Source organism: Ruegeria sp. R13_0 (assembly GCF_017743995.1).
GTDB lineage: Bacteria > Pseudomonadota > Alphaproteobacteria > Rhodobacterales > Rhodobacteraceae > Ruegeria.
Window position 1 is genome coordinate 25,767 of the sequence record NZ_JAGHRB010000007.1, and the last position, 21,308, is coordinate 47,074.

19 protein-coding genes and 1 other RNA gene are annotated in these 21,308 nt (G+C 58.6%); 7 read left to right on the top strand and 13 right to left on the bottom strand.

Features of this window, described 5'->3' with window-relative positions:
• Positions 1 to 34 precede the first annotated feature (34 nt).
• Complete coding sequence (locus tag J7394_RS10570) at positions 35 to 913, bottom strand: LysR family transcriptional regulator (RefSeq protein ID WP_209252876.1); 879 nt, start codon at positions 911 to 913, stop codon at positions 35 to 37.
• 99 nt (positions 914 to 1,012) lie between these two features.
• Between J7394_RS10570 and J7394_RS10575 the strand changes: the two genes are divergently transcribed.
• Complete coding sequence (locus J7394_RS10575) at positions 1,013 to 1,171, top strand: hypothetical protein (RefSeq protein ID WP_209252877.1); 159 nt, start codon at positions 1,013 to 1,015, stop codon at positions 1,169 to 1,171.
• Between the two features lie 124 nt (positions 1,172 to 1,295).
• On the opposite strand, the gene ccoP is transcribed toward J7394_RS10575, so the two are convergent.
• Genes ccoP through ccoN form a run of 4 tightly spaced genes read right to left on the bottom strand, consistent with a single transcriptional unit; the run spans position 1,296 to position 4,724 of the window.
• Positions 1,296 to 2,159 (bottom strand): cytochrome-c oxidase, cbb3-type subunit III, encoded by an 864-nt coding sequence (gene ccoP, locus J7394_RS10580; RefSeq protein WP_170642682.1) that lies wholly within the window; start codon positions 2,157 to 2,159, stop codon positions 1,296 to 1,298.
• Positions 2,156 to 2,362 carry a cbb3-type cytochrome c oxidase subunit 3 gene (locus J7394_RS10585; protein ID WP_170483339.1) on the bottom strand — a complete coding sequence of 69 codons (207 nt, stop codon included), beginning with the start codon at positions 2,360 to 2,362 and terminating at the stop codon, positions 2,156 to 2,158. The genes ccoP and J7394_RS10585 overlap by 4 nt, the downstream gene beginning before the upstream one ends.
• An 11-nt stretch (positions 2,363 to 2,373) precedes the next feature.
• The gene (gene ccoO / locus J7394_RS10590; RefSeq protein WP_209252878.1) at positions 2,374 to 3,102 is read right to left on the bottom strand and encodes a cytochrome-c oxidase, cbb3-type subunit II; all 729 of its coding nucleotides are present in this window, start codon (positions 3,100 to 3,102) and stop codon (positions 2,374 to 2,376) included.
• A gap of 14 nt (positions 3,103 to 3,116) precedes the next feature.
• Positions 3,117 to 4,724, bottom strand: a complete 1,608-nt coding sequence (gene ccoN / locus J7394_RS10595; RefSeq protein WP_209252879.1) for a cytochrome-c oxidase, cbb3-type subunit I — start codon at positions 4,722 to 4,724, stop codon at positions 3,117 to 3,119.
• A 193-nt stretch (positions 4,725 to 4,917) separates the two neighbouring features.
• On the opposite strand from ccoN, the gene J7394_RS10600 reads away from it, so the two are divergent.
• A complete protein-coding gene (locus J7394_RS10600) occupies positions 4,918 to 5,757 on the top strand; it encodes a universal stress protein (RefSeq protein ID WP_209252880.1) in 840 nt (279 codons plus the stop codon).
• A gap of 73 nt (positions 5,758 to 5,830) precedes the next feature.
• On the opposite strand, the gene fnrL is transcribed toward J7394_RS10600, so the two are convergent.
• Positions 5,831 to 6,574, bottom strand: coding sequence for a transcriptional regulator FnrL (gene fnrL, locus J7394_RS10605; RefSeq protein WP_209252882.1), 744 nt, complete (start codon positions 6,572 to 6,574; stop codon positions 5,831 to 5,833).
• A 61-nt stretch (positions 6,575 to 6,635) separates the two neighbouring features.
• On the opposite strand from fnrL, the gene hemN reads away from it, so the two are divergent.
• Both hemN and J7394_RS10615 read left to right on the top strand, forming a co-directional pair.
• A complete protein-coding gene (hemN, locus tag J7394_RS10610) occupies positions 6,636 to 7,991 on the top strand; it encodes an oxygen-independent coproporphyrinogen III oxidase (protein ID WP_209252884.1) in 1,356 nt (451 codons plus the stop codon).
• A 214-nt stretch (positions 7,992 to 8,205) separates the two neighbouring features.
• Positions 8,206 to 10,134 (top strand): elongation factor G, encoded by a 1,929-nt coding sequence (locus tag J7394_RS10615; protein ID WP_209252886.1) that lies wholly within the window; start codon positions 8,206 to 8,208, stop codon positions 10,132 to 10,134.
• A gap of 19 nt (positions 10,135 to 10,153) precedes the next feature.
• Here J7394_RS10615 and J7394_RS10620 read toward each other — a convergent pair whose 3' ends face one another.
• The 5 genes from J7394_RS10620 to J7394_RS10640 form a co-directional block, all read right to left on the bottom strand.
• Positions 10,154 to 11,731, bottom strand: a complete 1,578-nt coding sequence (locus J7394_RS10620; RefSeq protein WP_209252888.1) for an ABC transporter ATP-binding protein — start codon at positions 11,729 to 11,731, stop codon at positions 10,154 to 10,156.
• On the bottom strand, positions 11,728 to 12,834 hold the full coding sequence (locus J7394_RS10625; RefSeq protein WP_209252890.1) for an ABC transporter permease: 1,107 nt from the start codon (positions 12,832 to 12,834) through the stop codon (positions 11,728 to 11,730). Before J7394_RS10625 ends, J7394_RS10620 begins: the two co-directional genes overlap by 4 nt.
• Complete coding sequence (locus J7394_RS10630; protein WP_170460207.1) at positions 12,835 to 13,929, bottom strand: microcin C ABC transporter permease YejB; 1,095 nt, start codon at positions 13,927 to 13,929, stop codon at positions 12,835 to 12,837. It abuts the gene before it with no gap.
• A 1-nt stretch (position 13,930) separates the two neighbouring features.
• Complete coding sequence (locus J7394_RS10635; protein ID WP_209252892.1) at positions 13,931 to 15,838, bottom strand: extracellular solute-binding protein; 1,908 nt, start codon at positions 15,836 to 15,838, stop codon at positions 13,931 to 13,933.
• 171 nt (positions 15,839 to 16,009) lie between these two features.
• Positions 16,010 to 16,525, bottom strand: a complete 516-nt coding sequence (locus tag J7394_RS10640; protein WP_209252894.1) for a cytochrome c family protein — start codon at positions 16,523 to 16,525, stop codon at positions 16,010 to 16,012.
• Between the two features lie 120 nt (positions 16,526 to 16,645).
• Here J7394_RS10640 and J7394_RS10645 point away from each other — a divergent pair, with 120 nt between their 5' ends.
• Positions 16,646 to 17,479 carry a prephenate dehydratase gene (locus J7394_RS10645; protein WP_209252896.1) on the top strand — a complete coding sequence of 278 codons (834 nt, stop codon included), beginning with the start codon at positions 16,646 to 16,648 and terminating at the stop codon, positions 17,477 to 17,479.
• Between the two features lie 25 nt (positions 17,480 to 17,504).
• Here the strand turns inward: J7394_RS10645 and J7394_RS10650 are convergent, their stop codons facing one another.
• A complete protein-coding gene (locus tag J7394_RS10650) occupies positions 17,505 to 17,972 on the bottom strand; it encodes an SRPBCC family protein (RefSeq protein WP_209252899.1) in 468 nt (155 codons plus the stop codon).
• 39 nt (positions 17,973 to 18,011) lie between these two features.
• Complete coding sequence (gene nudC, locus J7394_RS10655) at positions 18,012 to 18,995, bottom strand: NAD(+) diphosphatase (RefSeq protein ID WP_209252901.1); 984 nt, start codon at positions 18,993 to 18,995, stop codon at positions 18,012 to 18,014.
• Positions 18,996 to 19,180: 185 nt separating this feature from the next.
• Between nudC and J7394_RS10660 the strand changes: the two genes are divergently transcribed.
• Both J7394_RS10660 and ffs read left to right on the top strand, forming a co-directional pair.
• Positions 19,181 to 21,028, top strand: a complete 1,848-nt coding sequence (locus J7394_RS10660) for a bifunctional 2',3'-cyclic-nucleotide 2'-phosphodiesterase/3'-nucleotidase (protein WP_371811997.1) — start codon at positions 19,181 to 19,183, stop codon at positions 21,026 to 21,028.
• 39 nt (positions 21,029 to 21,067) lie between these two features.
• Positions 21,068 to 21,166, top strand: an RNA gene (gene ffs, locus J7394_RS10665) — signal recognition particle sRNA small type.
• Positions 21,167 to 21,308 lie beyond the last annotated feature (142 nt).

Below are 21,308 nucleotides of genomic sequence, written 5' to 3' on the forward strand. Positions count from 1 at the left end.
ACATGGGTCAAAACGCGCATCGGACAATCACCTTTTACCGCACGTCACCCGCCTGCCGCCTCAGCCAGCTCACAAATGTCTTTACCGCCGGTCTAAGAGGCGTTTTAGCCGTCAAAACGTGATATCCGCTGCTTTCAGGCTCAGTATGGAGCTCAACAAGGCGGCCCGCCTTGATGTCATGCTCGACGAAATGTCGCACCGTGGCTGTGACGCCCTGCCCTGCCCGCAGCCCTTCCAGCAGCAAGGTCCCCGGTAATGAGATGCGCCGCCCCTGAGGCGGGTGATCCACCCCGCGTCTGGCCAGCCAGGTCGAGGCCTCGGTGGTGCCGAACTCTTCCAGCCAAGGCAGCTGGCTCAACTCTTCCGGCGTCCAATCTGATCGACCGCCCAGCAGGCTGGGGGCCGCGACGACGACAAAAGGGGTTTCAAGCAGCATTTCGCAGTCCACACCGGGCCACCCACCGGACCCGTATCTGATCGCAACATCAACACCGCCCGGCGTCAGTTCCACCAAATGCGGAGAAGGGTCGATCGTCAGGCTGATTTCAGGGAACTTGGCCTGAAATTCCGGCAGTCGCGGCATCAACCACGAAGCGGCGAAGGTTGGCGTCAGCGACACGTGAACCGGACGGGCGCCACCTGCGCTCATCACCTCTTCCACGGCAGCGCCGATTGAACCGAACCCAAGCTGCACGGCACGGGCCAGATGCACGCCTTCGGGTGTCAGGGAGAGGGACTTTCCATCGCGCCGGACCAGAGCGACACCCATGTGCTTCTCCAGCACGCGCAACTGTTGGCTTATGGCAGCGTGACTCACATTCAGCGCCGCTCCGGCCTGCACCACACCACCCTTTTCAGCAAAGGCCGAAAAAGCGCGAAGGGACGAGAGCGGAGGCAGTTTCAACCAGTTCATATGTAATCCTTGCTTACATATAGAAATAGCAATTGGCTCGCATCCTGTACAGGGAAACATCATCCTTGACGCATACAGAAAACGCGAAAGGAAAGCCCCATGCTGAGTGTTTTTGCGAAATCGTTCATGACTGCGACACGGATCAACGAGCCCAATCTCAGGGACGTGCCGAAACCAACCCGCAATAAAGCGCGCTGGTTGCCCGAGCATCACTGGTGGAGGAAACACCCGCGTACGGTCGATCTTGACAGCCTTTGAAACGCGGCCTGTTCTGGTTTAGGTTTGGAAATAGGCACCGGCTGTTCAGGAAACGCGCGAACAGATGGAACAGCCGGTGCCGGGACCCAGGGGCAGCAAGCCGCCCCAAGGTATTCTTGTAGCCTTACTGACCGCCACCCAGTTGGTGGACATAGGCGGTCACGGCGCGAATCTGCGCCTCGGTCAGGCGGGTATCCCAGTTGGGCATCACGCCAAAGCGGCTGTAGGTCACCGTCTCAGTGAGGGCCTCTTCGCTGCCGCCATAGAGCCAGATGGCATCCGTCAGGTTCGGCGCGCCCTGGAAGACGTCGCCTTTACCGTCCTCGCCGTGACAAGCGGCACAATTGTCTTCAAAGACAACCTTACCTGCCTGCGCCGCCGCATCGTCGGTCTGCGCATTGGTCAGCGACATCACGTATTGAACCACCTGAGTGATCTCTTCACCTTCGAGGAGTTCGCCAAAGGCCGGCATTTCGGAGTAACGCGCATCGTCGCTTTCCTCGTTCCGGATCCCATAGCTGACGGTGAAATGGATATCTTCCATCGTGCCGCCCCACAGCCATGCGTCATCCAGCAGGTTCGGGAAGCCCGCCGCGCCCTGCGCGCCCGAGCCGTGGCACTGCGCACACCAGGTGCGGAACACGGCGCTGCCTGCGTTGACGGCATATTGCTGCAACTCAGGGTCCGCCGAGATTTCCTCGAGCGGGGTTTCGACCAGCTTGGCGTTCCACGGGGCGTTGGCCTCTTCGAACGAAACCAGCTCTTGCTGTACCTCGGCCCGGGATGACCAGCCTGTGATCCCTGCTGTCGCCGACTGAACCAGAGGCCATGCGGGATACATGATCGTGTAGATCACACCCCAGAAGATCGTGGCGTAGAAGGTCCACAGCCACCAGCGGGGCATCGGGTTGTCAAATTCTTCGATGCCGTCCCAGCTGTGACCGGTTGTATTCGGGTCACCCGGCTGTTTGTCAGGTATCTTGCTCATGGCCGCGCCTCCTTGGATGTGGCGGGTTGGTCTTGCTGCGGTGCGGGTGCATCAACGTGCCGGAAAGGGATGTTGGCGGTGTCGCTGTATTCCTTGCTGGCGCCTGGGCGGAACACCCAGACAATGATGCCAACAAAGAAGGCGAACAGCAGAAGCAACATCCAGCTATCTGCGAACTGCCTCAGGAGAGTATATTCTTCCATTACACCCTCCCTCAGCGGCTTGCGTCAGGCGTGAAGGTCGAGAAGTCGACCAGCGTGCCCAGCATTTGCAGATAGGCGATCAGCGCGTCAGCTTCGGTCAGGTCGGATTGACCATCGAAGTTGCGCACGTTGACCTTGTCACCGTAGCGCTCCAGCAGCCCGTCATAGTCACTGTCGGGATCAGCCTGAGCGTAGAAGTCCGCTTGCGCGTTCTCCAGCATCTCGTCGGTGTACGGAGTACCGACCACAGCGTTTGCCGCCATAACATCGCCGATATACTTGCCGTCGATCTTGCGGTTTTCGAGGAAGCCATATTTCGGCATCACCGATTCCGGTACCACCGATTGCGCATCGCGCAGGTGGCGTACATGCCAATCGTCCGAGTAACGGCCGCCGACACGTGCCAGATCAGGCCCGGTCCGCTTGGACCCCCACTGGAACGGGTGGTCATACATCGACTCGGCCGCCAGCGAGTAGTGGCCATAGCGTTCGACCTCGTCCCGCATGGGGCGGATCATCTGGCTATGGCAGACATAGCAGCCTTCGCGGATGTAGATTTCACGGCCCGCCATCTCGAGAGGGGTGTAAGGGCGCATGCCCTCCACCTTCTCGATTGTGTTCTCAAGATAGAACAGCGGGGTGATCTGAACGATGCCACCGATGGTCACGACCAGAAAGCTGAAGATCAGCAAAAGGGTCGCGTTGGTCTCAAGCACTTTGTGTTTGTCAAGAATTGCCATTGCTCCGGCCTCCTTTATTCAGCCGGGACTGCGACGGTCAGGCTGGCCTCTTTGGCCGGTGCCTTACGCACAGTCATCCACAGGTTGTAGCACATGATCACCGAGCCAGCGAGGAACAGAACCCCACCCAGACCGCGAACCACATACATCGGGAACTTGGCGGCAACGGTGTCAGCGAACGAGTTCACCAGGAAGCCGTTGGCATCCACTTCGCGCCACATCAGGCCTTCCATGATACCGGTGACCCACATCGATGCGGCGTAGAGAACGATACCGATCGTGGCGAGCCAGAAGTGCCAGCTGACCATCTGTAGCGAGTACAGACGCTCACGCTTCCACAGGACAGGCACCAGATAGTACAGCGCACCAAAGGTGATCATGCCGTTCCAGCCCAGCGCGCCCGAATGTACGTGACCAATGGTCCAGTCGGTGTAATGGCTGAGCGAGTTCACCGCACGGATCGACATCATCGGACCCTCAAAGGTGGACATGCCATAGAAGCCAACCGAGATGACCATCATACGGATGATCGGGTCGGTGCGCAGCTTGTCCCATGCGCCCGACAAGGTCATCAGACCGTTGATCATACCACCCCAGGACGGCATCCACAGTACGATCGAGAACACCATGCCCAGCGTCGAGGCCCAATCCGGCAACGCAGTATAGTGCAGGTGGTGCGGACCGGCCCAGATATACAGGAAGATCAGCGCCCAGAAGTGGATGATCGATAGCTTGTAGGAGAATACGGGACGTTCGGCCTGTTTCGGGATGAAGTAGTACATCATGCCCAGGAAGCCCGCAGTCAGGAAGAAGCCCACAGCGTTGTGGCCATACCACCACTGGATCATAGCATCCTGTACGCCCGACCAGACGATAACCGATTTCGAACCCCAGATACTGACCGGGATGGTCATGTTGTTGACCACGTGCAGCATCGCAACGGTCACGATAAAGGCCAGGTAGAACCAGTTGGCCACATAGATATGCGGCTCTTTCCGTTTGATGATCGTACCCAGATAGACAGCCAGATAGGCGACCCAGACGATGGTCAGCCACAGGTCCACATACCATTCAGGCTCGGCATATTCCTTGGACTGCGTGCCACCCAGAACATATCCGGTCGCTGCCAGAACGATGAACAGCTGATAGCCCCAGAACACGAACCAGGCCAGGTTTCCGCCCCACAGACGCGCCGCGCTGGTGCGTTGGACCACGTAGAACGAGGTCGCGATCAGAGCGTTACCGCCAAAGGCAAAAATCACCGCCGAGGTGTGCAGCGGACGCAACCGCCCAAAGTTCAGATAGCCTTGCGCCCATTCGAAGTTGAGCGTCGGAAATGCCAGCTGGAACGCAATAAAAGTTCCCGCCAGGAACCCGACCACGCCCCAGAAGGCAGTTGCGATCACGCCGTAGCGGATCACGCCGTCCATGTACTCGCCGGAGCGATCGACAAGAATATCTGGCTCATCCGTGTTTCGAAGCGTCCAGATGAACAGACCACCGGCGATGATCATCACCAGTATCGCATGCACCTGATACGCCAAATCGCGTGCATAATTGGACCCGATCGCGGCAAACAGCACGACCAGACCAAGCACGATCAGCTTGATGTAATTCGACATATTGCGTCCCTTTACCCTGCCCTGCGCGATTTACGTGCCGCACAGAACCTTTTTGACTGTCCACCGTAATGTAGAAGAACACCCTCTGCCGCTTTGATCTGAGTCAAGACAATCCGTTGTTTTCTGTGACACCCATAGTCAAGTGGAGGGGCGCTGGTCGCATTGGATCGGCTGCTCGAAAGACGAGGTCGATATGGCTTACAAATCAATTCTCACAATCATGACGGAAACTACGAATGCGCAGGCAGCGTTGTCTCAGGCAGCGGCATTGGCCGAAGCGCAGGATGGTCATGCCGAGGCCCTGTGCCTGGGTGTCGATCGCAGTCAGACAGGGTATTACTACGCCGGGGCGAACGCACTTATCCTTCAGGAAACCCTCAGCCGGGCGAATGCCGAGGCCGATGAGCTGCTCAGCTATGCTCAGAACTTTCTGGGAAAAACCAACGCGCGCTGGTCGGCCGAAAACGGAGTCGCCCAGATCGCGGACATCGGACGCCACGTGGCCCATCGGGCCCGATTCTCGGATCTGGTTGTCCTGCCACATCCCTATGGCGAAGGGCGCGGGGCCGAGGCGGAATCGATTGTCGAAGCCGCCATGTTCGAAGGTCACGCTCCGGTCATGGTCGTCCCGAACGCGGGGCAACCTGTTTCGAAGCCTAAAAACATCATGATCGCGTGGAACGAAAGCGTCGAGGCTATGCGCGCGGTGCGCTGCGCCCTGCCATTTCTGAAAGATGCCGATCTGGCACGTATCGTGGTGATCGACCCGCCACGGCATGGGCCCGACCGCTCTGACCCAGGTGGCATGCTGTCCCAGATGCTCGCGCGGCACGGTGTCCGGTGCGATATCGAAGTCCTCAGCAAAACCATGACGCGGGTGTCTGACATTCTGAACCGCCACGCTACGGATACGGAATCAGATATGATTGTCATGGGCGCCTACGGCCATTCCCGCTTTCGCGAAGCGATCCTGGGCGGTGCGACGCGCAACATGCTGGAACAATCCGCTGTACCGGTCTTCATGGCACACTGATCGCGTCCTGAACCAAAAAAAGCCGCCCTGCGGGGCGGCTTGATCACCTTGATAAATGACTGGCAGGTGGCGTCTAAACGAGGAAACCACCGTCCGAGTCGTCTCCGGCCTCTTCCATCAGACGACCCAAGTCTGGGATGGTCACGTGGCGCTTGCCTTCCAGCACGATAACCTCGTCCTTTTTCAGGGCCGAGATCTGCCGGCTCACCGTTTCAAGCGTCAGACCGAGGTAGTCCGCCATCGCCTCTCGCGTCAGCGGCAGGTCGAACACGAGCGGACCTGACAGCCCTTTCTGCGTGATCGAGGCATCCCGGCGCGCGATGATCGAAAGCAGGCTGGCGATCTTCTCCCGCGCCGTCTTGCGACCCAGAACAAGCATCCATTCCCGCGCGGCGTCCAGCTCATCCAATGTCATCTGCAATAGCCGATGCGCGATATGAGGGGTCTCGTCCAGCAATGCCTCAAACGGCTTCTTGCGGAAGCAGCACATCACCACATCTGTGGTGGCCTGAACGTCATAGGGCGCAGAATCACGCCCCGGTCGCCCGACGAAATCACTGGGCAGCAACAGACCCACCATCTGGGTCCGCCCGTCCTCCATCGTCTGGGTCAGGGACGCGATACCCGAAACCACCGAGCCGACAAAATTCATCTGATCGCCGGACCAGATGATCGTCTGACCCGCTTCGAAACTGCGATAATATTTAATCTCTTCAAGGGACTGCAGCTCGTCCGCATCGCACCGCGCACAGACGGCCCGATGACGAATCGGGCATTCATCACAGTTGGAATGATCAAACTTTAGCTCTACTGACATTCGCTTTCCTACTTGATCTCTGTCAAAGCAACCAAGACTTGGGTCCCTTAAAGGTATCTCCATGATAGATAAATCACAATTGGCAAGGCTTGGACTTTTTGACGCGAAAGTGCCTCGCTACACCAGCTACCCGACCGCCCCCCATTTCAGCAATGATGTGGGGGCTGATCTTTTTGGTGACTGGATCGCCCGGATTAAGCCCGGTACCGCCATTTCGCTCTATGTCCATGTCCCCTTCTGTCGGCGTCTTTGCTGGTTCTGCGCCTGCCGCACGCAAGGCACGCAAACCGACAGCCCCGTGGTGGCCTATGTGGACGTACTGAAGGCCGAGCTTGACCTATTGGCCGCGCGCCTGCCCGAGGGGGTGGTTCTATCCCGCCTGCATTGGGGCGGTGGCACCCCGACCCTGTTGAATGCAGACCTGATGCGCGATCTGGCGCGCTACATTCTGGATATCGTGCCGCTGGGACCGGATGCCGAGTTCTCGGTCGAGATCGACCCGAATGAGATTGACGAAGCGCGTCTGGACGTCCTTGCCGAAGCGGGCATGAACCGCGCCTCGATCGGAGTGCAGGATTTCGATGATGAGATCCAGAAAACCATCGGGCGCATCCAAAGCTACGATACCACGCGGGATGCGGTCGATATGATCCGCGCGCGCGGGATTACCAGCCTGAATGCCGACATCCTGTTTGGCCTGCCGCATCAGACCAAAGCGCGGATGACCGAAAGCGTTCAGAAGCTTCTGTCGCTCAGCCCGGATCGTGTCGCGCTTTATGGCTATGCCCATGTGCCGTGGATGGCGAAACGGCAGCAACTGATCCCGTCCGAGGCTCTGCCAACGCCCGAGCAGCGTCTTGATCTGTTCGACACCGCCCGCCGCCTGTTCATGTGGGACAACTACGCCGAGATCGGAATCGACCACTTCGCAACGCAAGAGGACGGCCTGACCAAAGCACTGAAAGCGGGCCAGCTAAAACGCAACTTCCAGGGCTATACCGATGATCAGGCCGAGGTTCTGATCGGCGTCGGAGCAAGCTCGATCTCACGCTTTCCTCAGGGCTACGCGCAAAACAACCCCGCGACCTCGGCCCATGCCAAGGCAATCCGCGACGGTCAGTTCTCGACCTCGCGCGGGCATTTGTTCAAGGGGCAGGACGTGCTGCGCGCCCGTCTGATCGAAGCGTTGATGTGCGATTTCCGGATCGACTCGGCCGAGATCCTGCGCGGCTATGATGTGTCCAGCGCAGAGCTGAACAAGATGTATGCCGAGGTGAACGCAAGATTTGACGGCCTGCTGCGTGTCACCGATGACGGGCTGTTCATCCCGCCCGAAGCGCGCGCCCTGACCCGAATAGTCGCCCGCAGTTTCGATGCCTATGACCTGAGCAAAGCCGGACATAGCTCTGCGATCTAACCTCGGGCAAGCGGCCCGGTTTTCGGCAGACCCGAGCCGATCCCGAACGGGGGCTTGACGCAAGGCTGGTGTTTTCTCCACACTCGGGGCGTGGGTCTTCGATCAGATCCACAGCCCGAGGCAGGCAAATCCGCAGACAAACCATGCCAACGCATTTGCGCAAGGCAGCCCCTTTCGTGCAGCCACTCTGCAACCTGAAAGAGGGACAGCACATATGCGCGTTTTCACCGTCCTAGGCCCCAGTCAATCGGGCAAATCCACTCTGGTCGAGGCCATCAGCCGCCTCGACGGGCGCCCGACAACATTCGACATCGCCGGAACCGTGCATTTGCACGGTTTTTCTTATTTGGACGAACCGTGGTGCGCGGTTGACGTGGATGGCGGCGGCGATGCTCTGGCCTATGTTGGACCGGCCATGGCGATCTCGGACGCCGCCGTGGTTGTCGTCCCGCCAGACCCCGATGCCGCCGTACTATGCGCGCCGTACCTACGGTTGGTGGAAGAGGCAGGCATCCCCTGCTTTCTGTTCATCAACCGAATGGACAACCCCAACGGCCGTATCCGCGACATCATCGCGGCCTTGCAGACCTATTGCACCCATCACATCGCCTTGCGGCAGGTCCCGATCCGCGACGGCGATACAATCATAGGCGCTGTTGATCTGATCTCGGAACGCGCGTGGAAGTACCAAGAAGGCCAGCCCTCGGCCTTGATCGAACTGCCTCAATCCGTCGAGGACCGTGAACAGGAAGCACGCACTGAATTGCTGGAAACGCTTTCCGATTTCGATGACCATCTACTGGAGCAGCTGATCGAAGACAAGCAGCCCCCCAGCGCCGAAATTTACGATCTGGCCGCTCAGGTCCTGCAAAATCACCAGCTGATTCCAGCCTGTCTGGGAGCCGCGCAACATGGCAATGGGCTCACCCGCTTGATGAAAGCGCTGCGACACGAAGCGCCCGAGTTCGATATCGCCGCCGGGCGGGATGAGGCCGCAGACAATGCGCGCGCGATTGCGGGCTTTGCCGATGTGAAGAAACATATCGGCAAGATCACCGTGCTGCGCGGGCTGGGCGATGGCGTCAAAGCGCATGAGGCTTTGGGAGGCGAAACGGTCGGCAATTTGACGAGCCTCGACGCCAAAACACAGATCGGTGCGTTGGAGGCCGGACAGATTGGGCTTGCGGTCAAGTCTGATCACCTGAACCCCGGATACATATACGACAGCCGGTCGGCTACGTCGCTTCCGGATTGGGCGTCTTCGCATCCGGTTGCGCACCGGCAGGTCGTCTCACCCGCGCATGAGCGCGACGACGTGCGCCTGTCAAATGCTCTGAGCCGTTTGGTCGAGATAGACCCGGGGCTGCATACGGAACAAGACGAGCTGAGCGGACATTCCGTACTCGGCTCTCAGGGCCCACAACACATGCGGCGCGTGACGGCCAAACTTCTGGAGGATTTCGGGATCGAGATCGAAACCGACCCGGTCGAGACCGCCTATCGCGAAACCATCCGCACGCCGGTCGAACATCGCCACCGTCATCGCAAGCAATCGGGCGGCGCCGGACAATTCGCCGACGTTGTGATCTCGGTCGCGCCTCTACCCCGTGGCTCGGGCTTTCAATTCGAAGAGGTTGTGAAGGGTGGCGCGGTGCCGAAGAACTACATCCCATCCGTGGAGCACGGGGCCAAAGACGCTTTGGTACAAGGCCCCGAAGGCTTCCCGGTCGTGGATGTCAAAATTACCCTAAGCGACGGCAAACACCACAATGTCGATAGTTCGGACTACGCGTTCCGAACGGCGGGAAAGAACGCAGTGCGCGAGGCATTGCCGCAGGCGAAACCCGTGGTGCTGCAACCGATTCTCACAGCCGAGATTCATCTGCCGTCAGATTTCGTCGGCGATCTGGTCCCTACGATCAGTTCTCTGCAAGGGCAGGTTTTGGGGTTCGAGGGCAATCCGGATGCCTCAGGTTGGGAAATCTTCAACGCCCAACTGCCCGCTGTCGCGCAAGATGAGTTGCACCGAACCCTCGCCAGTGCCACGCGGGGCACGGGGTGGGTCAAACTGAGCTTCGATCACTATGAAGAACTGCGCGGACCGGTCCCAAAACCCGCCGATCGCGAAAAAGCCAACGCCTGAGCGGACAGTAGGGCGGGCTTCAGCCCGCCGCCGCAATCAATTCACGGGTGTAATCTGTTTGCGCATTTTCAAACAGGTCCTCGGACGCGCCCATCTCGACCACGTCGCCGTTGCGCATGACGATGACCTTGTGGGACATCGCCCGCACAACCTTTAGGTCGTGACTGATAAATAGATACGCCAGCCCGTATTTCCGCTGCAGATCGCGCAGGAGATCAACGATTTGCACCTGCACCGTCATGTCCAGCGCGCTTGTCGGCTCATCCAAAACCAGTAGTTTCGGACGCAGCACCATGGCCCGCGCAATTGCAATCCGCTGACGCTGCCCGCCCGAAAACTCATGCGGGTAGCGGTCCATTGAGGCTGGGTCCAAGCCCACCTCTCTCATCACTTCGGCCACTAGCTCGCGCGGGGCGCGATGGGGGTCGACATTGTGAATAGAGAGCCCCTCCGAGATGATCTGCTGGCACGTCATACGTGGGCTCAGGCTGCCGAACGGGTCCTGAAACACGATCTGCATGTCCTTGCGCAGGCGCCGCAACTCTCGCGTGGACCAGCGGCGCACATCCTGATCGCGGAAGGTGATCCCACCCTCGGACGCGATCAACCGCATGATGGCCAGCGCCATCGTCGTCTTGCCCGAGCCGCTTTCTCCGACGATGCCAAGGGTTTCCCCGGCCCGGACGCTGAACGTCGCATCGTTGACAGCCTTCACATAACCGACCGTGCGTTTCAGAAAGCCGCGCTGAATCGGGAACCAGACCTTCAGGTGGTCGGTCCGGGCGACCTCTTCCGCGTCTGCGGCGACGGGGTCGGGGTGCCCCGAAGGCTCGGCCTCCAGCAGTTTACGCGTATAGGGATGCTGTGGGTTGTTGAAAATCTCAGCCGTGATTCCGGTTTCGACAATCTCACCATCCTTCATCACACAGACCCGGTCGGCGATCCGACGCACAATTCCAAGGTCATGGGTGATGAAGAGCATCCCCATGTTCTCGGATTTCTGTAGCTCAGCCAGCAGCTCGAGTATCTGCGCCTGAATGGTCACGTCCAAGGCGGTCGTTGGTTCATCCGCGATCAGAACATCCGGTTTGTTGGCCAGCGCCATAGCAATCATCACACGCTGCCGCTGCCCGCCCGAAAGCTGGTGCGGATAACTGTCCAGACGATCCTCAGGGTCGCGAATGCCAACCTTGTTCAGCAACTCCACAATTCTGTTGCGCGCGGCATCCCCTGCCAAGCCCTGATGCAGCGCCAGCGATTCCGCCATCTGCTTCTGGATCGTATGAAGCGGGTTGAGAGAGGTCATCGGCTCCTGAAAGATGAAGCTGATATCGTTGCCGCGCACCTCCATCAGCTTGTCCTCCGACGCGCCGATCATCTCGGCCCCGTCATATTTGACCGAACCTTCGACCATGGCGCTGTCGCCCAGCAGCGACACTGTCGACAATGCCGTCACCGACTTGCCCGAGCCGGACTCACCCACCAAGGCAACCGTCTCCCCCCGATCCACGGTGAAGGAGACGCCTTTAACCGCAGCCGATACCTCTCCGTCCTGGCGGAACGAGACCTTGAGGTTGTTTACATCCAAAAGGCTCATGAGAAGGTCTTTCTGGGATCAAACGCATCGCGGACGCCTTCAAAAATGAAGACCAACAGCGACAGCATGATGGCGAAGGTGAAAAAGGCGGTGAAGGCCAGCCACGGGGCCTGCAGGTTCTGTTTGGCTTGCAGAGTCAGCTCACCCAGAGACGGGGCCGAAGAGGGTAGACCGAAGCCAAGGAAATCCAATGAGGCTAGCCCGCCAATTGTACCAGTCACGATGAAGGGCATGAAGGTCAGCGTCGCAACCATCGCATTTGGCAGCATGTGACGGAACATGATGGTCATGTTACCGACGCCCAGCGCCCGCGCGGCGCGGACATATTCCAGATTGCGCGCCCGCAGGAACTCGGCCCTCACAACGCTGACCAATCCGGTCCAGCTGAACAGGATCATCAGGATCACCAGAAGCCAGAAACTTCGGCCCAGAATGGCGAACATGATGATGATGACGTAAAGAGACGGGGTCGCGGACCATATCTCGATGACCCGCTGAAAAATCAGGTCGAGCCAGCCACCAAAGAAGCCTTGAATGGCCCCAGCGAAAATACCGATTAGGCTGGCCACGCCTGTCACCATCAAAGTGAACAGGATCGACAGGCGAAAGCCGTAAATAACCCGCGCCAGCACGTCCCGTTTGGTATCATCCGTTCCCAGCAGGTTCTGACCATTCGGCGGCAAGGGGGCTGCACCGGGGCGATCAACGCTGGTGTTGTAGGAATAGGGGATCAGCGGCCAGATGGCCCAACCTCGCTCGAACCCTTCGGCTTGAAATGTCCCCGCCTCGATCTGCTCGACGATACCTTCGGGGTCGTCGAAACACTCCTCAAGCCCGCCACTGTCGATCAGGCAGCGGACCTCGGGGTCGCGATAGATCGCTTCGGTCTGGAAATCGCCGCCAAATTCAGTTTCGGGATAGAAATTAAAAATCGGCGTGTAGAATTGACCACGGTATTGCACTAGGATCGGTTTATCATTGGCAATGAACTCGGCGAATAGGGACAGGCCGAACAGCACCGAAAAGATGATCAGCGACCAGAAAGCCCGGCCATTGCGTCGGAAATTGCGCCAACGCCGTTGATTGAGAGGGGAAAGCGCCATTTACCCCTCCCTCTTCTCAAAATCGATGCGTGGGTCGACCAGCACATACATCAGGTCGCTGATGATACCGACAACCAGCCCCATCAGACCAAAGATGAACAGAGTGCCAAAGATCACCGGGTAGTCCCGCGCCACGGCGGCCTCGAACCCGAGGCGACCCAGACCGTCCAGGGAAAAGATCGTTTCAATAATGATCGAACCGCCAAAGAAGACACCAATGAACACCGCCGGGAAACCCGCAATCACGATCAGCATCGCGTTGCGGAAGACATGACCATAGAGGACTTTGCGCTCCCCCAATCCCTTGGCGCGAGCAGTCATGACATATTGCTTTTTGATCTCATCCAGAAACGAATTCTTGGTCAGCAGTGTCAGCGTCGCAAAGGCTGAAATCGTCAGGGCAATGATCGGCAGCGCGATGTGCCAGAAATAGTCGGCTATCTTGCCCAAAAGGCTGAGGCTGTCCCAATTATCAGAGGTCAGCCCCCGCAGCGGGAAGATCTGCCAGTAGGATCCACCGGCAAAGAGTACCAGCAGGAGAATGGCAAACAGGAAACCTGGGATGGCGTAGGCCACGATGATCGCTCCACTGGTCACGGTATCGAACCGCGACCCGTCCTTGACTGCTTTGCGGATGCCTAGCGGAATCGAAACCAGATAGGCAATCAGCGTCGACCACAGACCCAGTGAGATAGACACGGGCATCTTTTCCAACACCAAATCAATCACGCTGATCGACCGGAAATAGCTCTCGCCAAAATCGAGCGTTAGGTAATTGCCCATCATGCCAAGAAAACGCTCAAGCGGCGGCTTGTCGAAACCGAACTCCTTTTCCAATTCGGCAATAAACTCAGGAGGCAGGCCGCGCGCACCCACATATTTGTCGTCGAACACACCGCCTGCGGGCTCGGACCCTGCACCTGCGTCTCCGCCCCCAGCGAAGCCCGCGAAGACATCGCCCTGTCCTTCGATCTGAGCGATGATTTGTTCAACGGGTCCACCCGGAACAAACTGCACCAGCGTGAAGTTAACGACCATAATGCCCAGCAAGGTCGGAATGACCAAAAGCAGGCGTCTTAGAATATAGGCGCCCATTTTACCGCAGCGCGCCTTTTGCCTTCAAATCGGCTTCTTTCTCGGGGTTGATCCACCAAAGGTCCAAATGACCTAACGAATAGGGTGGCAGGTTCTCAGGGTATTCGTACATGTCGTAATAGGCTGTCCAGTAGTGCGCGATGTATCCCACAGGGATCACGAAAAACTCATACCTCAGGGCACGATCCAAAGCCATAAGTGCTGCGTCCTGATCAGCCTGATTGTCGGTTGCAAACGACGCTTCAATAATCGCGTCGACCAACGGGCTTGCCAGGCCAGCGGGATTGAACAGGCTAAAGGCTGCCTCTTCGGACCCATACATCTGGCTCAATCCGCCGCCCGTCGACAGGAATGACCCATACCGCGTGGAATAGACCATATCGTAGTCGCGCTCTCGGCTACGCAATGTGTATTGTGCCGGATCAACCTTTTCCGCAGATGCATCTACACCCAATGCCTGAAGGTTCTGAACGTAGGTTTCGATCATCGTCGCCGTGGATGTCGGCAAGTTCGAAGGGTATGGGATGTTTACTTTCAGCGTCTGCCCTTCGGCATTGCGACGCACGTTGCCTTCGCCCACGGGCCAACCCGCCTCGTCCAACATCTTCGACGCTTTACGCAGGTTGCGCCGGTCATTCAGGCGCGCTGGGTTGGATTCATGCGCGACGACGACATCCTCGGAAAGAAAATCGGCTGGGACGGCATCGCCAAGCGTTTCCAAGAAAGCCAGCTCTGGGCCCGATGGGGTGCCCTGCGCTTCAAGCGGTGTGCCTTGCACAAATGAGTTGCGCGGTGAATTCAAGCCAAACAACAGAGATTCGTTTGCCCATTCGAAGTTGAACGCCAGAGCCAACGCTTTTCGAACGTTCTTATCTGCGAATTGGGGCTTGCCGAGATTGAACACAAAACCAGACGGCGTCGGCGGGCTGCCATCCATGATTTCGTCGCGCACAACCGAACCCTCTGTCAGCTTGGGGAAGTCATAGCTTGTCGCCCAAAGCTTGGGGTCGCTCTCGATCCGCATCGTATATTCGCCCGCCTTGAAACCTTCGAACGCGGCAGTCTGGTCAGCAAAATATTCGACGCGAATAGTGTCAAAGTTGTTGCGGCCTACGTTGAATGGCAGGTCTTTGCCCCAATAGTCGTCGCGGCGCTTGTAGACGATACGGCGGTTGATGTCATAACTGTCCAGCTTGTATGGACCCGAACCGACCGCCACTTCCAGCCGAGGTTCATCCAGACGACGCGACTCGTCTGCTTCAAACCACGCTTTCGAGAAGACAGGCGTCGATCCTACGGTTTCGATCAAGCTACGGCGCGTGACTTCTGGGTTGAACGTGAACCTTACAGTGTGATCATCTAGCGCCTCGGCCTCGGTGACCATGCGCCCGACAGCCTGCGCGTAAGACGGCAGGCCCTGCTCGATAAACAAACGGTGGCTGTAAACAACGTCTTCGGCCGTGACCGGTGTTCCATCCCAGAACATGGCCTCAGGGCGCAAGTTGAAAATGACGTAGTTGCGGCCTTCGTCGTACTCGAGACTTTCCGCCAGAACACCGTAGTACTGACCGACACTGTCATCCGCGCTTTCGAACAGCCGATCATATTGGATTGTGGTTAACGCTCCGCTACGACCCTTTCGTGAGTAAGGATTCAGCGAGTCAAAGGTTCCAGACGCTGCCAGTGACATCTCACCGCCTTTTGGAGCGTCGGGGTTCACGTAATTCAGATGCGGATAGTCAGCCGGGTAGTCCAGATTTCCAAAATAGGAGTACCCGTGACTGGTTGTAACGTTTTCATCATTCGCTTGGGCGACCTCGGCTGATCCGAGCGTCACGGCGACCAACCCTAAGACCACCCCCCAATGCCGAATACTCATGTCGCGCGCAGCAGGCAGGAGGGGTTTCATATGGCTCATCCTCTGGATTGTTGTCGTCATCTATGTTTGTTCCGCCAGCTAAATCGCCAGTCCTGGCTGATTCAAGTTTAGAATGCGTGAACGCTTTGTGAAGATTTTCGACATAAAAAAAGCCGCTGCACAAGGCAGCGGCTTTGGGTTTTTTCGCAAACGTGATGGCAATCAGTTGCCGATGGTTTGCAGATAGGCAATCAGGTCCGCGCGGTCTTGCGGCTTTTTCAGGCCGGCAAAGCTCATGGATGTGCCCGAGATATAGGCGCTGGGTCTTTCAACGAAGGCGTCAAGCGCTTCGGGGGTCCAGTTGCCGCCATGCGCCTGCATCGCCGCCGAATAGCCGGTGAAGCCTTTGGCCGAGGCAACAGGCCGGTCTACTACGCCGTAAAGGTAGGGGCCGGTGCCGTTCGCGCCGTCTTCCAGCTTGTGGCACGCAGTACATTTGCGGAAAACTTTGGCACCCTTTTCAGGGTCTGCCGCGGCCAGCAGGTCTGCAAAGACCACCTCTTCGCCATCGGCGCTTTCGCCCGAGCTTTCGGTTTCGATGATATACGCAGCCTGTGCATCCCCATGGCCCCCATGCGAATGGTACAGGATGTCACCACCCCATTTGGCAAGAAGCAGCACAAGGAACGTGCCGAACAGGCCCGCAGCGGCCTTTGTAACTGTCATCGTGTCGAACATTGATCGCTAGTCCATTTCAGCTGTCTGAAAAGGTGTCTAAGGCTTCCCCTTGCGAGAGGCAAGGTATAGACACCGCGACGAAACGCCCAATTCTGTAACTTGTTGCACGGGACCGACCAAATGACCAATCGCATTGCCTTTCAAGGCGAACCCGGCGCCTACAGCCACGAAGCCTGCCGCAACGCGCGCCCGGAAATGGAGGCGCTGCCCTGCCGTACGTTCGAGGATGTGATCGAATCGGTTCGGTCCGGCGCGGCTGATCTGGCGATGTTGCCGGTCGAAAACACGACCTATGGGCGGGTGGCCGATATCCACCGGCTTTTGCCGCATAGTGGCCTGCAGATCATTGATGAGGCCTTCGTGCGCGTCCATATCAACCTGCTGGCCGTGCCCGGCGCGACGCTGGACGACATCACCGAGGCGCATTCCCATCTGGTCCTGCTGCCCCAATGCGCGGGCTTCCTGCGCGAGCACGGTATTCATGGGCGGGTCAGCCCCGACAACGCCCGCGCCGCGCGTGAGGTATCCGAGGCGGGTGAAATCCATTCCGCCGCTCTGGCCAGCGAACTCGCCGGAGAGATCTACGGCCTGAACGTCCTCGCCCGTCATATCGAGGATCATGGCGACAACACCACGCGGTTTCTGGTCATGTCGCCCAAAGCCGACCTGTCGCGTCGGGGCGCGCATGGCATGATCACCAGCTTTGTCTTTCAGGTCCGCAACATTCCAGCGGCGCTATACAAAGCGATGGGTGGGTTTGCGACCAATGGGATCAACATGACCAAGCTGGAAAGCTACATGGTCGATGGCTCGTTCACCGCGACCCAGTTCTATGCCGATATCGTCGGGCATCCAGAAGACCGGAACGTGCAACTGGCCATGGACGAACTTGAGCATTTCACCACCAATGTGGAAATACTTGGCGTCTACCCGGCGGCCCAACCACGCGGCTAGGACCCCGCTTCAGATAAAGGTGAGTCTAGGCGCCATGCCGGTGGCGCTGCTCCAATTCTCGGGCGAATTCCGCCAGGCGCATTTGAAAGCGTTTGCGAAACCGCGCTTGGCCCAGCTTCATCGACTGCAGCAGCAACCGCGCAGGCAGGGACTTGGCGCTGAGTGACAAGTCCACATTCAAGCGGGTTCGATGCTGAGAAAGAGCCATAAAGTCAACCACTGTAACCCCGATCATGCCCTTGCCCGTCGCCTCGAATCGCATTTGAGAGGGGTGGTCGCAATCGGTCAGCAACACGGACATCTGGCGGGGTTTGCCGCGCAACTTGAATTCGGTCTCCCATGCCATACCCGCGGAAGGTGCAACCCCGACGGTGGTTCGGCGCACGTCAACGCCACGGCGCATCGCCATACGTTCGAACCGATCGAAATCGGCAACCATGTCAAAAACCGAGTGGATGGGAGCCTCGATATCTTCGCGCGCTGAAAACTGCATGGGGGCCTTTGCTGCTCGTTCTTTCCGTTTAGTGTTTCTTTAGTCCAACGTATCTGCAAGCCAGTTCTGCAGCAGGAAATGCGCAATCGCTCCTTTGCGAGCGGGCAGCAGGCGCGGATGCTCCCCCGCGAAGGCCTGCATCATCTCGGATTTGCTGACCCACATTGCCTCTTCGATCTCAACCGGGTCGATCTGAATGTCCCGAGACAGAGCTTCACCTGCGCAGCCGAACATCAGTGACGCCGGAAACGGCCAGGGCTGGCTGGACAGATAGGACACGGCGCCCACGGGAACGCCCGCCTCTTCCATCACCTCGCGCCGGACAGCGGATTCAAGCGTCTCGCCCGGCTCGACGAACCCTGCAAGCAACGAGAACATGCCCTCGGGCCATCCCGGCGAGCGCCCCATCAGCACGCTGTCGCCATGGGTGATCAACATAATCACAACTGGGTCGGTGCGTGGGAAGTGCTGGCCACCACAGGACGCGCAACTGCGCTGCCATCCAGCTTGCGATACGTCGCTTGGCGCACCGCAGCGAGCACAGAAGCGATGCGTCTCGTGCCAGCCGATCACCGCCTTGGCTGTCGCCGCAAGCTCGGCATCGCGGGCGGATAGGCGTGTCATGATCCGACGCAGCTCGGCAAACACATGGCCCTCAGGCAGATCGGGATGTTGTTGCTCGGACGGGTCGATGAAATTGCCCAAGCTCGACAGATCCAGCCCCTCGGCCTGCCATTCAGAGATATCTGCGGCAAACATCGCCGCCCCATCATCGGAACAGCCCAGCAGGATCGGAGCTTCAACCACGCCACCGGGGCCATTGGCGACCAGAGGATGCGCCATATTGACCAGCCCCAACCGATCCAGAGCCTCACCCTGCACCAGCACTTTTCCACGCCACAGCAACAAGCACCGGGCGTTTGGGTCTTGGGCCGCCTCAGCCAGCTTGTCCGCATCCCCGCGAAGATGGGCCGCTCGATCAAGGCCTGAGCTGCCGAATGTCACGGTCTCTGCGTTTTTCATTGGGGTCCCCTCGGGTTTTTGCGCCTAGGGCTGCCATGTCCGCGCAGGTGTTGCAATGTCAATTCACTACTGCGGCATATCGACAGGTGCCACCGAAACACCGCATGACCGCCTCGGATTTTTCATTTATTTGTCTTCTTGGTAAATTTTCTTAACTCTCATAGTACAAAAGTAGACAACCGAACGTGACCGCAATCTCCCCGCGCATGAAAGACGCGCAGGACGCCGGGGTGCATATCCGTATTCTGGCAACCACCGATCTGCATATGACCCTGACCGGGTTCGACTACTATGCGGACAAACCGGACCCGAGCATCGGTATGACGCGCACGGCGACGGCGATCCGAAACGCCCGCCGACAGGCCGAGGGCGCACTGACCCTGTTGTTCGATAACGGCGATTCGCTGCAGGGGACGCCAATTGGGGACTGGGCGGTGGAAAGAGACGGCCCGCACCCGATGATGCAGGCCTTCCAGGCGTTGGAATATGACGCGATCGGCTTGGGCAACCATGATTTCGGCTTCGGTCTGGATGTTTTAGAGCGCGTCTTAGACCAAGCCCCGTGCCCCGTGATTTGCAGCAATCTGACCCATGTTGACGACCAGCAGCCTTGGCTGCGCAGCGCCGTCCTAACCCGGTCCAACGCGCGAGGCACCGCGCTTCGAATCGGCGTGCTGTCCGTACTCCCGCCTCAAACAACCATGTGGGAGGCGCATCATCTAAAGGACAAGGTCATTGCCGAGGACGCCCTGACCGCCGCCCGACGAACAGCTGAGACGTTGCGCGCGCAAGGCTGCGATCTGGTCGTCGCGCTGGCGCATTCGGGGTTGGAGCAATCGGCATCTCAGCCGGGGCTTGAGAATGCGGTGATTCCCCTCGCCGAGATTGAGGGCATTGACGCGATTGTGGCCGGTCACACGCATCTGACACTGCCCGGCGCGGGGCATCACGGGCTTGACAATGTTGATACCGAAAACGGTCTGGTCCACGGCACACCTGTGGTCATGGCCGGGTCTGCCGGGTCTTATCTGGGGGTCATAGACCTGCATATGACCAAAACGCCCGAGGGGCGCTGGCAGATCACGGATCACCGCTGCAACCTTGTCGCCACAGCCGATGAGGTCGAAGACACCAACCTGAGCGAGATATTCAAGCCCGCTCATCTGGCCACGCGCAAGATGATGGCCGAACCTGTCAGCCAGACCAAGCAGAGCCTGCACAGCTATTTCAGTTTCTGCGCTCCGGATCGAGGCCTCGCCCTGGTGGCGGCGGCGCAAGCGGCGGGTTTGCGCCCGTTTCTGCACGGCACCGCTTTCGCCGACCTACCGCTTCTGTCTGCAGTGTCCCCTTACAAATTCGGCGGCCGGGCTGGGCCTCGAAACTACACGGACGTGCCTGTGGGCGAGATTTGCCTGCGACACGTCGCTGACCTGCATGTCTTTTCCAACGAATTGCGGGCCGTCGAAATCACCGGCGCGCAACTGCGGGACTGGCTTGAGATGTCGGCGGGTGTTCTCAACCAGATCCAGCCAGACGCCGAAGCCGAGCTGGTCGATTCCCGCCGGGCGGGGCATAACTTTGACGTCGTGTTTGGCGTCACCTATCAGATCGACCTCTCCAACCCGGCGCGGTTTGACAGTACCGGCACCCTGAGCGATCCCGCCGCCCGGCGCATCCGCAACCTGTGCTTTGACGGTCAGGCGGTTGGGGACGACCAGCGCTTTGTGGTCGCCCTCAACAACTATCGCACCAGTGGCGGCGGGCATTTCCCCTTCGTAGCGCAGGCGGAGACCATTCCGCTTCCATCTAAGGATATCAGAGAGATACTGCGTGACTACCTGTCAGATCGCCTGCCCGCAGACCCTCTGGATCAGGCCCCCTACCCGTTCTCCTTAACTCCATTGAATGGTGCGCACACGATCCTCAGAACCGGCGGCGGAGCGTTGAAGTATTTGCCCGAGTTAAGCAGATACTCCCCTGAATTGCTGGGGCCTGATGCCGAGGGCTTTGAAAGGATACGACTGTCCTTGTGACGGGTTGTCATTTTCACATCGCTTCCCTATATCAGGCGTTGAGAGGTTGGCGCGGGCGAGCGCCTCGCCAACCTGGTCAGGTCCGGAAGGAAGCAGCCACAACGAGCCCCGCTTGGGTCGATGTCCAACCTCTCACTTTATAGAAACCATCAGCCGCAGGAGGGCTTTATGATTGTAGCAAACACCCTTCGGGCAGATCGGTTCTAAACCCAACTCTCCGATTGCCTGAACACATCACCAACGGATGCGCGTCTGCCATCCGATGCGATTGCTATATCTG

Excerpts from the sequence above, each read along its gene's own strand:
- J7394_RS10570 (WP_209252876.1), bottom strand. The coding sequence starts at position 913 with ATGAACTGGTTGAAACTGCCTCCGCTCTCGTCCCTTCGCGCTTTTTCG.
- J7394_RS10575 (WP_209252877.1), top strand. The coding sequence starts at position 1,013 with ATGCTGAGTGTTTTTGCGAAATCGTTCATGACTGCGACACGGATCAAC.
- ccoP (WP_170642682.1), bottom strand. The coding sequence starts at position 2,159 with ATGAGCAAGATACCTGACAAACAGCCGGGTGACCCGAATACAACCGGT.
- J7394_RS10585 (WP_170483339.1), bottom strand. The coding sequence starts at position 2,362 with ATGGAAGAATATACTCTCCTGAGGCAGTTCGCAGATAGCTGGATGTTG.
- ccoO (WP_209252878.1), bottom strand. The coding sequence starts at position 3,102 with ATGGCAATTCTTGACAAACACAAAGTGCTTGAGACCAACGCGACCCTT.
- ccoN (WP_209252879.1), bottom strand. The coding sequence starts at position 4,724 with ATGTCGAATTACATCAAGCTGATCGTGCTTGGTCTGGTCGTGCTGTTT.
- J7394_RS10600 (WP_209252880.1), top strand. The coding sequence starts at position 4,918 with ATGGCTTACAAATCAATTCTCACAATCATGACGGAAACTACGAATGCG.
- fnrL (WP_209252882.1), bottom strand. The coding sequence starts at position 6,574 with ATGTCAGTAGAGCTAAAGTTTGATCATTCCAACTGTGATGAATGCCCG.
- hemN (WP_209252884.1), top strand. The coding sequence starts at position 6,636 with ATGATAGATAAATCACAATTGGCAAGGCTTGGACTTTTTGACGCGAAA.
- J7394_RS10615 (WP_209252886.1), top strand. The coding sequence starts at position 8,206 with ATGCGCGTTTTCACCGTCCTAGGCCCCAGTCAATCGGGCAAATCCACT.
- J7394_RS10620 (WP_209252888.1), bottom strand. The coding sequence starts at position 11,731 with ATGAGCCTTTTGGATGTAAACAACCTCAAGGTCTCGTTCCGCCAGGAC.
- J7394_RS10625 (WP_209252890.1), bottom strand. The coding sequence starts at position 12,834 with ATGGCGCTTTCCCCTCTCAATCAACGGCGTTGGCGCAATTTCCGACGC.
- J7394_RS10630 (WP_170460207.1), bottom strand. The coding sequence starts at position 13,929 with ATGGGCGCCTATATTCTAAGACGCCTGCTTTTGGTCATTCCGACCTTG.
- J7394_RS10635 (WP_209252892.1), bottom strand. The coding sequence starts at position 15,838 with ATGAAACCCCTCCTGCCTGCTGCGCGCGACATGAGTATTCGGCATTGG.
- J7394_RS10640 (WP_209252894.1), bottom strand. The coding sequence starts at position 16,525 with ATGTTCGACACGATGACAGTTACAAAGGCCGCTGCGGGCCTGTTCGGC.
- J7394_RS10645 (WP_209252896.1), top strand. The coding sequence starts at position 16,646 with ATGACCAATCGCATTGCCTTTCAAGGCGAACCCGGCGCCTACAGCCAC.
- J7394_RS10650 (WP_209252899.1), bottom strand. The coding sequence starts at position 17,972 with ATGCAGTTTTCAGCGCGCGAAGATATCGAGGCTCCCATCCACTCGGTT.
- nudC (WP_209252901.1), bottom strand. The coding sequence starts at position 18,995 with ATGAAAAACGCAGAGACCGTGACATTCGGCAGCTCAGGCCTTGATCGA.